The following is a 13,820-nucleotide window of genomic DNA, read 5'->3' on the forward strand; positions in this document are numbered from 1 at the left end:
GTGCTAGTGCCCTTTATCGGGCGTGGGGGTTCAAGTCCCCCCTCGGACACAAACAGAAGGACCCCGCTACGGCGGGGTCCTTCTTCGTTCCCCGGGCGTCCTGCGGGAACACGGCTGACGGAAAGGGCCCCCGGCCCGGGATCTCGGATCCCGGGCCGGGGGCCCTTCGCGTGCGGCGCGGTCAGTCGTTGGCGGCGGCCAGCTCGGCCACGCGGCGGCGGACCAGGAACCAGCCGCCGACGAGGGCGGCGGCGATCGCCGGGAGGAACATGACCGTGGTGCGGCCGACGCCGCCGTCGCACCACATCAGGACCAGGACCGTGACCAGGAAGACCAGGGTCACGATCTGGGTGTACGGGGCCCAGGGCAGGCGGTAGGACGGGCGCTCGACCAGGCCGTTCTTCGACCGGCGCCAGAAGAACAGCGAGCAGAGCATGACCATGGCCCAGGTGCCGAGGATGCCGATGGAGGCCAGGTTGAGGACGATCTCGAAGGCCTCGCCGGGCATCCAGTAGTTCAGGCCGACGCCCGCGACGCCGAAGGCGGCGGTGAAGAGGACGCCGCCGTAGGGGACCTTGCCCTTGTTCATGACTCCGGTGAACTTGGGGGCGGAGCCGGACATGGCCATCGAGCGCAGGATCCGGCCGGTGGAGTAGAGGCCGGAGTTCAGGCTGGACAGGGCGGCGGTCAGGACGACCAGGTTCATGATGCCGGCGGCGCCCGGGACGCCGAGCTTGTCGAAGACGGTGACGAAGGGGCTCTGGTCGGCCGAGTACGCGGTGTACGGGAGCAGCAGGGCCAGCAGGACCACGGAGCCGACGTAGAAGATGCCCACGCGCCACATGATCGAGTTGATCGCCTTCGGCATGATCTTCTCGGGGTTCTCGGTCTCGCCGGCGGCGACGCCGCACAGCTCGACGGAGGCGTACGCGAAGACCACGCCCTGGATGACCAGGAGCATCGGCAGGACGCCGGAGGGGAAGATGCCGCCGTTGTCGGTGATGTTGGCCAGGCCCGGGGTGTTGCCGCCGATGTCGTGGCTGGTGGCGACGAGGTAGATGCCGACGAGCAGGAAGAGCGTCAGGGCGGCGACCTTGACGAGGGAGAACCAGAACTCCATCTCGCCGAAGTACTTCACCGAGATCAGGTTCGCGGTGAGGACGACGGCCAGGGCGATGAAGGCGAGCACCCACTGGGGGACGTCGGTGAACATCGACCAGAAGTGCGCGTAGGTCGCGGCGGCGGTGATGTCGGCCACAGTGGTGGTGGACCAGTTGAGGAAGTAGAGCCAGCCGGCCGTGTAGGCGCCCTTCTCCCCCATGAACTCGCGCGCGTACGAGACGAAGGCGCCGGAGGACGGGCGGTAGAGGACGAGCTCGCCGAGGGCCCGGACCACGAAGAAGGCGAAGACGCCGCACACCGCGTAGGCGATGGCCAGGGAGGGGCCGGCGCCGGCGATGCGGCCTCCGGCGCCGAGGAAGAGGCCGGTGCCTATCGCCCCGCCGATGGCGATCATGTTGATGTGGCGGGACTTGAGGTCCTTGCTGTAGCCCTCGTCACCGGCGTCGACGGGGCGGCGGGACGCCTCGGCCGGGGCCTCGGTCAAGGTGCGATCACTCATGTAGGACTTCGCCTTCGTGGTTCGGTCAGGCAGGTCCGGCAGCCGCGCGCGGGGGAGCTGGGTGGTGTCCCCCGTATCGCGGTACCGGTGATTTTGTCGCCATAGGAGACCACGTGCCTCCGCTACCCGCCAAAATCGGCCACCGAACGCGGAAGCCCCCGGCGACCATGGAAACGGTCTCCGGGGGCTTCCCAGGGGTGCGAATACGAGGCCGGGGGCCCTTAGTCGCGGGTCGTGGCCTCCGCGGCCTGGTCGAGGCGGAAGGCCTCGTTGCCCAGGCCGATGCGGGCGTGGACCTCGGGGCGGCGGGACTTCAGCAGCAGCCCGTGGACGAGTCCGCCGAGCGCGGCGACGGCGATGATCGCGGGCAGGGCCCAGCTCAGCGCGGAGCCCTGCTCGGCGCCGACCAGGAGGGCGAAGTCCTTGACGGTGTAGACGGCGATGCCGACCAGGGCCAGGCCCGCCAGGCCGGCCGCGACGAGCCGCCAGACCTGGGCCGCCGCGGTGCCCCGGCGGACGAAGAAGGCGATGACGGCGAAGGAGGCCGTGGCCATCAGGACGGTCACGCCGAGGGCGCCGACGCTGCCCATCCAGGTGAACAGGTGCAGGACGGGGGCGGTGGGGTCGCCGGTCGGCATGGAGTCGGTGACGGCGAAGACGAGGACGACCACGGCGGCCACGACGGTCTGCAGGAGGGAGCCGGTGGCGGGGGCGCCGGTGCCGGGGTTGGTGCGGCCGAAGCGGGCCGGGAGCAGGCCCTCGCGGCCCATGGCGAAGGCGTAGCGGGCGACGACGTTGTGGAAGCTCAGCATGGCGGCGAACATGCCGCTGACGAAGAGCACGTGCAGGACGTCGGTGAAGGTGGCGCCGAGGCGGCTCTGGGTGAGCTCGAAGAGGAGGCCGGGGCCGGCCTCCGCGGAGGCCTTGACGATTCCGGCGGGGCCGGTGGCGACGGAGAGGGCCCAGGCGCTGAGCGCGAAGAAGAGGGCGACGAAGCCGATGGCGAGGAACATCACGCGGGAGACGACGATGTGCGGCTTGCTGGTCTCCTCGGCGTAGACCGGGGACTGCTCGAAGCCGACGAACGCGGCGATGCAGAAGCACAGGGCGGTGCCGAGGCCGGCTCCGCCGAGCGTCGCGGGGTCGAAGGCGCCCAGGGAGAGGCCTTCGGGGCCGGGCTTGCCGAGGGCGGCGACGTCGAAGACGACGACGAGGGCGCACTCGATGAGGAGCAGGACGCCGAGCACCCGGGCGTTGAGGTCGATCTTGAGCCAGCCGAGGGCGCCGGTGGCGGCGACCGCGAGCAGGGCCGGGATCCACCAGGCGACCTGGGTGTCGAGGTAGGTGGCGAAGAGGCCGGATATCTCGAAGCCGAGGATGCCGTAGACGCCGACCTGCATGGCGCTGTAGGCGACGAGGGCGACCGTGGAGGCGGCGGCGCCGGCGGTGGACCCGAGGCCGCGCGCGATGTACGCGTAGAAGGCTCCGGCGTTGTGGACGTGGCGGCTCATCTCGGCGTAGCCGATGCCGAACAGGGCGAGGACGACGCCGAGGATGACGAAGAGGAGCGGCTGGCCGACGATGCCCATGACCCCGAAGATCGTGGGCATGACACCTGCGACGACCATCAGGGGCGCGCTGGCGGCGAGGACGGAGAGCAGCAGTCCGGCGGTGCCGAGCCGGTCGGCACGCAGGGCGCGGTCCTGGCCCTTGTACGTGCGGATCTCGGCCGCGGGGTCGGCTGGGAGCGTGGTGGATCTGCCCGTCGGCATGGCAGGGTCCTTTCGGGGGTGACTGGTCAAGCGGTGCCGAGCGCGGCACTGCGCGCGGCGAGGAAGGCCTTCTGCGGATCGCGGTCCGGGTAGGACCAGGGGGCGCGGGTGGCATGGCTGCCGATGCGGTGGAAGAGGGCGGCCGCCTCGGCGGGGCGGCCTTCGCAGAGCTTGGCGTGGGCGAGGAAGTTGAGGTCGACCCGGTTGCGGGGGTGGTCCTCGCGTTCCCACTCCAGCCACCAGTCGAAGGCGGAGCGCAGCACCTGGCGGGCGCGGCGCCCGGTCCAGTGCTCCGCGGCGGCCCCGCAGTCGGCGCCCCGGTCGGCGGCGAGGACGCGGAAGCGCTCGGCGTGGGCGATGACGGGCAGCACGGCGAGCGGGGAGTCGGCCGGGGACTCCTCGGCGGCCCAGGCGGCGAAGTCGTAGACCTCGTGGAGCGGGTCGTGGCCGGAGGCGGGGGCGCGTTCGGCGAGCTTGGCGACCATGAGGTGGTGGGCGTGGTGGTGCTCGCGGTGGCGGGCCCGGACCTGGTCGAAGTGGCGGCTGAACTCCTCGTCGGTGCCGAAGGCGCGGGCGAGCATGAGGAGGCCGAGCCAGGGGGTGGGGTCGGCGGGGAGCAGCGCGGCGGCGCGGCGGCAGGCCTCCTCGGCGGCCTCGGGGCTGCCCTTGCCGCGCAGGGCGGTGAAGACGGAGGCGCAGGCGAGGAGGGTGGCGGCGTCGGCGCTGTCGGGTTCGGCGAGGAGCCATTCGCCGGCCCAGGCGGTGGCGGCCGGGGTTTCGGCGAGGACGGCGACGCGGTGGCCCCGGCGGTCCCAGTCGTCGCCGGTGGCGACGAGGAGGGTACGGGCCTTGGCCCACCGGCCCTGGGTGAACTGGCTGCGGACACCGACGAGTTCGGTGTCGCACAGGGCCGGGTCGAAGAGCTGGGCGTCCCGTTTGCGGGCGCGGCCGAGGGGCGGCGGAGGCGGGGACATCCGCGGGTTCCCTCCAGGACGCGGGCGCGGGTGGACAACGTGCGCGGGTGCGCGCACGGGGGTACGGGTGGGGCGGTCGGTGCGGGGTGGTACGCGTGGGGTGCCGACGGGGCGGCTCGATCACGCCGGTGGTCAGCCAGGATGATCACGGACAGCAAACCGGTAGGCACAGCTCCGCGTCAAGGTCCGGTCCACTGGGTGGCGCGTTTCAACTGGTGAGCAGAAGGGGCGACTTGGGACGCAAGTGACGGTTCGAAATGCAGGTGTGACCTGGGGAGATGCTCCGTAGGGTGGGTGCATGACGACTGACGAGGATCTCCGGCCCTTCGAACTGGGCTTTCCCGGGGAGCAGCGCGACACCCTGGTGGCCGCCGTACTGAGCGGTGCGAAGACCACGACGACAGGCCTGATGGAGTGGCACGAGGCCCAGGGTGAGCCACTGCCCCGGCCGGGGGAACGCTACGCCCTGGTGGATTCCGGGGAGCGTCCCGTGGCCGTCCTGGAGGTGACGGACGTACGGGTGCTGCGGCTGGCCGAGGTCGATCTGCGGCACGCCCTGGACGAGGGCGAGGGTTTCGCCTCGGTGGCCGAATGGCGCTCCGCGCACGAGGGGTTCTGGCACAGCGAGCCGCTGCGGGCGGAGATGGGGGATCCGGCCTTCACCGTGAACGACGACACCCTCGTGGTCGCGGAGCGCTTCCGGATCGTCTAGTGCGGAGCGCTCCGCGGCCGTCCGGCGGCCGCCCTGGCGCCGGCCCTGGCCGCCGGCCCTAGCCGACGGCCCGGGCGGCCGCGCGGCCCGCGGCGCGGCCGGAGAAGACGCAGCCGCCGAGGAACGTGCCCTCCAGGGCCCGGTAGCCGTGGACGCCGCCGCCGCCGAAGCCGGCGGCCTCGCCGGCGGCGTAGACGCCGGGCAGCGGGTCGCCGGAGGGGGTCAGGACGCGGGAGGAGAGGTCGGTCTCCAGGCCGCCGAGGGACTTGCGGGTCAGGATCGAGAGCCGGACGGCGATCAGCGGGCCGGCCCCGGGGTCCAGGATGCGGTGCGGGGCGGCGGTGCGGATCAGCCGGTCGCCGAGGTACTTGCGCGCCCCGTGGATGGCCGTGACCTGGAGGTCCTTGGTGAAGGGGTTGGCTATCTCCCGGTCGCGGGCGGTGATCGCACGGCGGACGGCGGCCTCGTCGAGCAGGTCCTCCTTGGTGAGCTCGTTCATCCGGCGGACCAGCGCGGACAGGTCCCGCTCCACGATGAAGTCCGTGCCGCGGTCCATGAAGGCCTTGACCGGGCCGGGGACGGCCTGCCGGGCACGGTTGATCACCTCGCGCACCGACTTGCCCGTCAGGTCCGGGTTCTGCTCGGATCCGGAGAGGCCGAACTCCTTGCCGATGATGCGCTGGTTGAGCACGAACCAGGTGTGGTCGTGGCCGGTCCGCATGATGTGGTCGAGGGTGCCGAGCGTGTCGAAGCCGGGGAAGAGCGGTACGGGCAGCCGCTTGCCGGTGGCGTCCAGCCACAGCGAGGACGGGCCGGGCAGGATGCGGATGCCGTGCCGCGCCCAGATGGGGTCCCAGTTCTCGATGCCCTCGGTGTAGTGCCACATCCGGTCCTTGTTGATGTGGCTGGCTCCGGCGGCCTCGGCGATGCCCAGCATCAGCCCGTCCACGTGCGCCGGGACCCCGGAGAGCATCCGGGCGGGCGGGGTGCCGAGGCGGGCGGGCCACTGGGCGCGTACGAGGTCGTGGTTGCCGCCGATGCCCCCGCTGGTCACGATCACCGCCTGGGCCCGCAGGCTGAACGCGCCGACCGCCTCGCGGCTGCTCGCGGTGCCCCGTACGGCGTCCGAGGGCGCCAGGACCTCGCCGGTGACGGTGTCGACGGCGCCGGCGGTGGCCGCCAGCCCGGTGACCCGGTGGCGGAAGGCGAGCCGGACCAGCCCGCGGGCCGCTCCGGCGCGGACCCGCCGCACGAAGGGCTCCAGCAGGCCGGGGCCGGTGCCCCAGGTGATGTGGAAGCGGGGCACCGAGTTGCCGGGGCCGCCGGCGTCGTAGCCGCCGCGTTCGGCCCAGCCGACCACGGGGAAGAAGCGCACCCCCTGGGCGTGCAGCCAGGGGCGCTTCTCGCCGGCCGCGAAGTCCACGTACGCCTCCGCCCAGCGGCGCGGCCAGGCGTCCTCCTCGCGGTCGAACCCGGCGGTGCCGTACCAGTCCTGGAGGGCGAGGGCGTGGCTGTCCTTGATGCGCAGGCGGCGCTGCTCGGGCGAGTCCACGAAGAACAGTCCGCCGAAGGACCAGTGGGCCTGGCCGCCGATCGACCGCTCCGGCTCCTGGTCGAGGAGGATCACCTTGCGGCCCGCGTCGACGAGCTCGGCGGTGGCCACGAGACCCGCGAGGCCCGCTCCGATCACGATCACGTCAGCGTCGTACGTCATGCCTGCCGGTCCTCCGGTCGGTCGGTGGTGGGGCAGATCCTTTGCCACGGAGCGGTGACCAGTCAACAGCGGTGATTGGATGGGTCCGTGGATCCCGCTGACGAGGTACTGGACGTGGTGGACCGGGACGACCGGGTCGTCGGGCAGGCCCCCCGGGGCGAGGTGTACGCCCGGGGGCTGCTGCACCGGTGCGTGTTCGTGCTGGCCAGGGACGTGGCGGGGCGGGTCTTCGTGCACCGCCGGACCGCGTCGAAGCTGGTCTTCCCCGCGCACTACGACATGTTCGTGGGCGGGGTGCTGGGCGCCGGGGAGGAGTACGCGGACGCCGCGCTGCGCGAGGCCGAGGAGGAGCTCGGGGTGAGCGGGCTGGACCGGCCGGAGCCTCTGTTCAAGTTCCTGTACGAGGGGCCGGGCGGGGGCTGGTGGTCGTACGTGCACGAGGTGGGGTGCCCGCTGCCGGTGGCTCCGCAGGCCTCCGAGGTGGACTGGCACGCCTGGCTCCCGCAGGAGGAACTGGACCGGCGGATCGCCGGCGGGGAGTGGCCGTGGGTGCCGGACGGGCTGGAGGCGTACCGGCGGCTGCGGGCCTTCCGGGCGGGCGGGACCCAGCCCGCGCCGGGTGCGTGACGGGGACGTAGATTGGCCACGTGATCGACTTCGTCAAGGACGTGCGGCTCTGGTTCGCACCGGAGCGGCTGCGGGACGAGGGCGAGACTCCGGACTACCGCTTCTCCCTCGCCAACGAGCGGACCTTCCTGGCCTGGATCCGGACCGCGCTGGCGCTGGTGGGCGGCGGGTTCGCGGTGGACCAGTTCCTGCCGGACCTGCGGTGGGGGGTGCGGGTCGGGATGGCCTTCGCGCTGCTGGCGGTGGGGGCGGCGTGCGCGCTGCGGGCCGTGAACCACTGGGTGCGCTGCGAGCGGGCGATGCGGCGGGGCGAGGACCTGCCGGTGTCGCGGTTCCCGGTGGTGCTGAGCCTGGGGGTGGGTCTGGTGGCCGCCGCGATGGTGGTGCTCGTCCTGCTGGGCTGGACGGCCGGGCGGTGAGCCGGCCCGGTACGGCGGCCCGCGACGCGGGGCTCCAGCCGGAGCGGACGCGGCTGGCGTGGCGGCGTACGACGCTGGCCTGTTCGGTCACCGCGGTGCTGGCGCTGCGGCAGGCCCTGCACGGGACCGGTTCGCGGGCGGAGCTGGCCGGGGTGGCGGTGATCGCGCTGATCTGGGTGGCGTTCCTGTGGCTGGCGCACGTACGGGTGCGGGAGCTGGCCGGTGCGCGGCCGCCGGGGCTCGCGCCGCGGGTGGCCCTGGGGGCGGTGCTGTGCTCGCTGGGGCTGGCGGTGTTCGCGATGGCGGTCATCGTCTGAGCCGCTGGTCCGACGGCCCGGTTTCCCTGTGGTCCGCCTTGTGCCGCGGCACGACGACACCCGGGGGGACGCAACGGGCGATCCGGGAGGTTCCGCACTAGCCTCGGCAGCATGACGACCCTGCACCAGGAACACCCCACGCACGCCCACGAGCACGGCCCCGACTGCGGGCACACGGCGGTCGACCACGGTGACCACCTCGACTACGCGCACGACGGCCACCTGCACCGGCAGCACGCGGGGCACTGGGACGAGTGCGAGAGCCCGGCGCACTCCCCGCACGAGGACCACGACCACGCGCACGGCGAGGGCTGCGGGCACGACGCGGTCCGGCACGGCGACCACCTGGACTACGTGCACGACGGCCACCGGCACGCCGAGCACGAGGGCCACTACGACGACCACTGACGGCGAGGGCTGAGGGCGGGCGCCGGGCGCGACCGCTGGGCGCTCGGCGGGCGCGACCGCCGGAGGCTTCCGCCGCGCGCGCCCGGATCCGAGCGCGCCGCCCCCGCCCTCCCCGGCCCGTACCCCGGCTGACAGGATGCCGACCACCTGTCACATCGACCCGGGGAGAGCGTCCATGACCGTCGAAGAGCCGTACGTCGTCCAGCTTGCGGCCGGGGTCCACGCCTACGTCCAGCCCGACGGGGGCTGGTGCCTGAACAACGCCGGGTGGATCAGCGACGGCGGCCGGACCCTGCTCGTCGACACGGCCGCCACCGAGCGCCGGGCGCTGGCCCTGCGCGAGGCGGTCGTGGCGTCCGGGGTGCCGCTGCCCCGGACGGTGGTCAACACCCACCACCACGGCGACCACACCTACGGCAACGCCGCCTTCGCGCCCGGGGCCGTGATCGTCGGGCACGACAACGCGCGCGCCGAGCAGCTCGCCGCAGGGCACCAGCTGGAGCTGATCTGGCCCGCGACCGACTTCGGGGCGATAGAGATCACCGCGCCCGACCTCACGTACGCCGACCGGCTGACGCTGCACGTCGGCGACACCGAGGTCCGCGTCATCCACCCGGGCGTGGCCCACACCACCGGGGACTCGGTCGTGTGGCTGCCCCGGCAGCGGGTGGTGTTCACCGGCGACCTGGTCTTCGCCGGCGGCACCCCGTTCCTCGCGATGGGCTCCCTCGCCGGGTCGCTGCGGGCGCTGGAGCTGCTGCGGTCGCTGGACGCGGAGACCGTCGTACCGGGCCACGGGCCGCTCACCGACGCGTCGGCGTACGACGCCACCGAGCGGTACCTGCGGTACGTGGACGGACTGGCGCGGGAGGGCCGGGAGGAGGGCCGGACCCCGCTGGAGGTGGCGCGGGCGGCGGACCTCGGGGAGTTCGCGGCCTGGCGGGAGAGCGAGCGGCTGGTGGCGAACCTGCACCGGGCGTACGCGGAGCTGGCCGGGGAGCCGGAGGGAGCCCCGCTCGACATCATGGCGGTGCTTCGGGACATGACGGTGATGAACGGCGGGACGCCGATCCTGTGCCACGCGTGAGCTGAACGGACCGGCCGGAGGGAGTTCTTTCGGCCACCCTATGGACGGCATACCGACTGGTCGGCATGATGGCCCCCGAACCGGGAACCCGTCCTCGACTTCGTACGGAGGCGCGCACATGACCCCAGCCGATCCCCCAGCCGATCCCCGAGGCCTCGATCTGCGACGGCTGCGCACCCACCTCGGCACGGCGCGGCCCGGGCTCGTGGCGGGGCCGCTGAGCGGGCGGCTGATCGAGGGAGGCCGGTCGAACCTCACGTACGCGGTCACCGACGGCACCTCCCGCTGGGTGGTGCGGCGGCCGCCGCTGGGGCACGTCCTGGCCACCGCGCACGACATGCGGCGCGAGCACCGGGTGATCTCGGCCCTGCACGGGACGGCCGTACCGGTGCCGGAGCCGCTGCTGCTGTGCGAGGACGAGGAGGTGCTGGGGGCGCCGTTCTACGTGATGGAGCACGTGGACGGGGTCCCGTACCGGACCGCCGGGCAGCTCGCGGGGCTCGGCCCCGAGCGCACCCGCCGGGCCGTGCTGGGCCTGGTGGACACCCTGGTCGACCTGCACGCGGTGGACCCGGAGGCGGTGGGCCTGGGCGACTTCGGCCGGCCCGAGGGCTTCCTCGACCGGCAGCTGCGCCGGTGGGGCAAGCAGCTCGCGGCCTCCCGGGGCCGGGAGCTCGCCGGAATCGACGAACTGCACGGGATGCTGGGCCGGGCACTGCCCGGCTCCCCCGCCCCGGCCGTGGTGCACGGCGACTTCCGGCTGGACAACGTCCTGATCGGCGGCCCGGACGACACGATCCGGGCGGTCCTGGACTGGGAGATGTCCACGCTGGGCGATCCGCTGACGGACCTCGGGCTGCTGGTGATGTACAGCTCCGACCTGGGCCTGCCCGAGTCCCCGGTCGGCACGACGAGCGGGGCGCCCGGCCATCCGTCCCCCGCCGAGCTGGTCGAACGGTACGCCGCCCGTTCGGGGCGGGACACCGGGGCGATCGCCTGGTACACGGCCTTCGCCTGGTTCAAGCTCGCGGTGATCCTGGAGGGCATCCACTACCGGTACACGCTCGGCCAGACGGTCGGCGCGGGCTTCGACCGGATCGGCGAGCTGGTCCCGGTCTTCATCGCGCACGGTCTGACCACCTTCCAGGAAGGCTGAGGAGCCGAACAGCATGGACTTCGCATTCGACACCCGGACCGAGGAACTCCGCGAGCGGCTGCTCGCGTTCATGGAGGAGTACGTCCACCCGGCGGAGCCCGTCGCCGCCGAGCAGCGCGCGCGGCTGGCCTCGCCCTGGGACACCCCGGCCGTCTTCGGTGAACTGAAGGCCGAAGCGCGCCGCCAGGGGCTGTGGAACCTCTTCCTCCCGGATTCCGTGCACGGCGCGGGGCTGACCAACCTCCAGTACGCCCCGTTGGCCGAGATCACCGGCCGCAGCCCGCACCTGGCGCCGATGGCCACCAACTGCGCGGCCCCGGACACCGGGAACATGGAGCTGCTCGCGCAGTTCGGCGACGAGGCGCAGCGCAAGCAGTGGCTGGAGCCGCTGCTCGCCGGGGAGATCCGCTCGGCCTTCGCGATGACCGAGCCCGAAGTGGCCTCCTCGGACGCGACGAACATCGAGACCCGGATCGAGCAGGACGGTGACGCGTACGTGGTGACCGGGCGCAAGTGGTACATCTCGGGGGCGATGAACCCGGACTGCAAGGTCTTCATCGTGATGGGCGAGACCGATCCGGACGGCCCCGATCCGCGCCGTCGGCAGTCGATGGTCCTGGTCCCGCGCGACACCCCCGGCGTGGAGGTGCGCCGGGCGATGACGGTGTACGGGTACGCGGACCACGACCACGGCGGGCACGCCGAGGTGGTCTTCGACGGGGCCCGGGTCCCGGCGGGGAACCTGATCGGCGAGGAGGGTTCGGGCTTCGCCATCGCCCAGGCCCGGCTGGGTCCGGGGCGGATCCACCACTGCATGCGGCTGATCGGCATGGCGGAGCGGGCGGTGGAGCTGATGTGCCGGCGCGCGGTGGGACGTACCGCCTTCGGGAAGGAGCTGGCCGCGCAGGGGGTCGTGCAGAACTGGATCGCGGACGCCCGGGTCACCATCGAGCAGTTGCGGCTGCTGGTGCTGAAGACGGCCTGGCTGATGGACACGGTCGGCAACCGGGGCGCGCACACCGAGATCCAGGCCATCAAGATCGCCACCCCGCGCGCGGTCGTGGGGATCCTGGACCAGGCGGTGCAGCTGCACGGCGCGGGCGGGGTCAGCCAGGACTTCCCGCTGGCCGAACTGTGGGCGGCGGCGCGCACGCTGCGGCTGGCGGACGGCCCGGACGAGGTCCACCAGCGCTCGCTGGCGCACCGCGAGCTGAAGCGGTACCGCCAGGGGCCGTCGGCGACGTAGCGCCGTCGCGGGCCGGGCGAAACCTGACGACAGGGCCTATCCCCTGCCGTCCGCCCCGGCCGGGGTCCGGCCGGATGCCGCCGCGATGACCTCGTCCAGCACCTCCCGGGAGCGGACGAGGTCGCCGATCATCCGGTCGATCCGGTCCCGCTCGGCGGCCAGTTCGGCCACCAGGGCGGGGGTGGCCCGTACCGACGGGCCACCGTCCTCGTCGCGCATGCAGGGCAGGATCCGCCCGATCCGGGTGCTGTTGAGTCCGGCCGCGTAGAGCTCCTGGATGCGGATCACCCGGTCGACGGCCCGTTCGGGGAAGTCCCGGTGGCCGCCGGGCGTACGGTCGGACGCCAGCAGCCCCTGCTGCTCGTAGTAGCGCAGCGAACGCTCACCGACCCCCGTGCGCGCCGCCAGTTCACCGATCCGCATGCCCACCCCGCTCCGTGGATCCGGTCCTGGATCCAGCCCTTGAACCTGACATTGATGTCAGGTTCTACGGTACCGGCATGACGCAGACACCGCAGTCCCCCGCCGCATCCCGCCTCTTCGAACCCGCCCGCCTCGGCGGCCTGGAACTCCCCAACCGGCTGGTCATGGCCCCGCTCACGCGCAACCGCGCCGGGGCCGACGGGGTGCCCGGGGAGCTCATGGCCCTCCACTACGCGCAGCGCGCCTCGGCCGGGCTGATCATCGCCGAGGGCACCACTCCGAACGCCGTCGGGCAGACCTACCCGCACATCCCCGGCATCCACACCCCGGCCCAGATCGCCGGCTGGCGCCGGGTCACCGACGCCGTGCGCGCCTCGGGCGGGCGGATGTTCCTCCAGCTCCAGCACGGCGGCCGGGTCGGACACCCCGACACCAGCGGGTACGTACCGCTCGCACCGTCCGCCGTGCGCTTCCCGGAGCCGCTCATGACCCCGGGCGGGCCGCGGGAGGCCGTCACGCCCCGGGCGATGACGGAGGAGGACGTCCACGCCACCATCGCCGACTTCGCCCGGGCCGCCCGCAACGCCGTCGAGGCGGGCTTCGCCGGGGTGGAGGTGCACTCCGCCAACGGCCACCTGCTCCACCAGTTCCTCGCCGGGAACACCAACCTGCGCACCGACGCGTGGGGCGGCTCCGTCGAGAAGCGGATCCGGTTCACCGTCGAGGTGGTCCGGGCCGTCGCCGAGGCGGTCGGCCCGGAGCGGGTCGGCGTACGGATCTCCCCGGGGGCGGACGTCAACGGCGTGCGGGAGGACGACACCGAGCGGCTCTACCCCGCGCTGGTCGCGGCGCTGGCGGACCTGGAGCCCGTCTACCTGCACCAGGTCCACGCCGACCCGGACCGGCCGCTCTTCGCGGAGCTCCGCGGGGCCTGGCCCGGCACCCTGATCGCCAACCCCAGGCTCTCCCACGAGGAGGTCGCCGCCGACGCGGGCCTGCGGCGCGGCGAGCGGCTGCTGGCGGAGGGCGCCGACCTCGTGGCACTGGGACGGGGCTTCCTGGCCAACCCCGACCTGGTGGAGCGGCTGCGCACGGGCGCGCCGCTCAACGGACTCCGCCCCGAGTTCCTGATGCACGTGCGCGGCGCGGAGGGCTACAACGACTACCCGCCGCTGGCCCTTCCCGTTGCCGTTGCCTAGGGCCTGTCGTCAAACTGCCGTCGTCGCCCAGACGGAAGTCTGACGACAGGCCCTAGGTGTATTGATCACGAGCGTTGTTGACACTCGGCAGGTCTTGAACATGACGAAGACCTCCGGTGTGGTGGGAGCTGTCTAGGAACTCACC

Annotated in this window: 14 protein-coding genes; 9 read left to right on the plus strand and 5 right to left on the minus strand. The window is 73.0% G+C overall.

The window, feature by feature from the left end:
• Positions 1 to 181: 181 nt before the first annotated feature.
• The 3 genes from AC069X_RS29030 to AC069X_RS29040 form a co-directional block, all read right to left on the minus strand.
• On the minus strand, positions 182 to 1,621 hold the full coding sequence (locus AC069X_RS29030; RefSeq protein ID WP_478733029.1) for an amino acid permease: 1,440 nt from the start codon (positions 1,619 to 1,621) through the stop codon (positions 182 to 184).
• Between the two features lie 221 nt (positions 1,622 to 1,842).
• Positions 1,843 to 3,393: an APC family permease gene (locus tag AC069X_RS29035; RefSeq protein WP_478733031.1), complete on the minus strand. Its 1,551-nt coding sequence runs from the start codon at positions 3,391 to 3,393 to the stop codon at positions 1,843 to 1,845.
• A 26-nt stretch (positions 3,394 to 3,419) separates the two neighbouring features.
• Positions 3,420 to 4,367 (minus strand): hypothetical protein, encoded by a 948-nt coding sequence (locus AC069X_RS29040; protein WP_478733033.1) that lies wholly within the window; start codon positions 4,365 to 4,367, stop codon positions 3,420 to 3,422.
• 298 nt (positions 4,368 to 4,665) lie between these two features.
• Between AC069X_RS29040 and AC069X_RS29045 the strand changes: the two genes are divergently transcribed.
• Entirely contained in the window at positions 4,666 to 5,079 is a 414-nt protein-coding gene (locus AC069X_RS29045) for an ASCH domain-containing protein (RefSeq protein ID WP_478733035.1), read from the plus strand.
• Between the two features lie 58 nt (positions 5,080 to 5,137).
• Here AC069X_RS29045 and AC069X_RS29050 read toward each other — a convergent pair whose 3' ends face one another.
• Entirely contained in the window at positions 5,138 to 6,793 is a 1,656-nt protein-coding gene (locus AC069X_RS29050) for an FAD-binding dehydrogenase (RefSeq protein ID WP_478733036.1), read from the minus strand.
• Positions 6,794 to 6,880: 87 nt separating this feature from the next.
• On the opposite strand from AC069X_RS29050, the gene AC069X_RS29055 reads away from it, so the two are divergent.
• From AC069X_RS29055 to AC069X_RS29085, 7 genes are all read left to right on the plus strand, one after another.
• Complete coding sequence (locus AC069X_RS29055; protein WP_478733038.1) at positions 6,881 to 7,420, plus strand: NUDIX hydrolase; 540 nt, start codon at positions 6,881 to 6,883, stop codon at positions 7,418 to 7,420.
• Positions 7,421 to 7,440: 20 nt separating this feature from the next.
• Complete coding sequence (locus tag AC069X_RS29060; protein ID WP_478733040.1) at positions 7,441 to 7,839, plus strand: YidH family protein; 399 nt, start codon at positions 7,441 to 7,443, stop codon at positions 7,837 to 7,839.
• Positions 7,836 to 8,156: a DUF202 domain-containing protein gene (locus tag AC069X_RS29065; protein WP_478733042.1), complete on the plus strand. Its 321-nt coding sequence runs from the start codon at positions 7,836 to 7,838 to the stop codon at positions 8,154 to 8,156. The genes AC069X_RS29060 and AC069X_RS29065 overlap by 4 nt, the downstream gene beginning before the upstream one ends.
• Before the next feature lie 111 nt (positions 8,157 to 8,267).
• Positions 8,268 to 8,564 (plus strand): hypothetical protein, encoded by a 297-nt coding sequence (locus AC069X_RS29070; protein WP_478733044.1) that lies wholly within the window; start codon positions 8,268 to 8,270, stop codon positions 8,562 to 8,564.
• A 175-nt stretch (positions 8,565 to 8,739) separates the two neighbouring features.
• Positions 8,740 to 9,651 carry an MBL fold metallo-hydrolase gene (locus tag AC069X_RS29075; RefSeq protein ID WP_478733046.1) on the plus strand — a complete coding sequence of 304 codons (912 nt, stop codon included), beginning with the start codon at positions 8,740 to 8,742 and terminating at the stop codon, positions 9,649 to 9,651.
• Between the two features lie 118 nt (positions 9,652 to 9,769).
• A complete protein-coding gene (locus AC069X_RS29080) occupies positions 9,770 to 10,807 on the plus strand; it encodes a phosphotransferase family protein (RefSeq protein ID WP_478733048.1) in 1,038 nt (345 codons plus the stop codon).
• 13 nt (positions 10,808 to 10,820) lie between these two features.
• The gene (locus tag AC069X_RS29085; protein WP_478733050.1) at positions 10,821 to 12,053 is read left to right on the plus strand and encodes an acyl-CoA dehydrogenase family protein; all 1,233 of its coding nucleotides are present in this window, start codon (positions 10,821 to 10,823) and stop codon (positions 12,051 to 12,053) included.
• A gap of 36 nt (positions 12,054 to 12,089) precedes the next feature.
• Here AC069X_RS29085 and AC069X_RS29090 read toward each other — a convergent pair whose 3' ends face one another.
• Positions 12,090 to 12,476, minus strand: coding sequence for a MerR family transcriptional regulator (locus AC069X_RS29090; protein WP_478733052.1), 387 nt, complete (start codon positions 12,474 to 12,476; stop codon positions 12,090 to 12,092).
• Positions 12,477 to 12,553: 77 nt separating this feature from the next.
• Here AC069X_RS29090 and AC069X_RS29095 point away from each other — a divergent pair, with 77 nt between their 5' ends.
• Positions 12,554 to 13,675 carry an alkene reductase gene (locus AC069X_RS29095; protein ID WP_478733054.1) on the plus strand — a complete coding sequence of 374 codons (1,122 nt, stop codon included), beginning with the start codon at positions 12,554 to 12,556 and terminating at the stop codon, positions 13,673 to 13,675.
• Positions 13,676 to 13,820 lie beyond the last annotated feature (145 nt).

Source organism: Streptomyces sp. NPDC043896, from assembly GCF_056435605.1.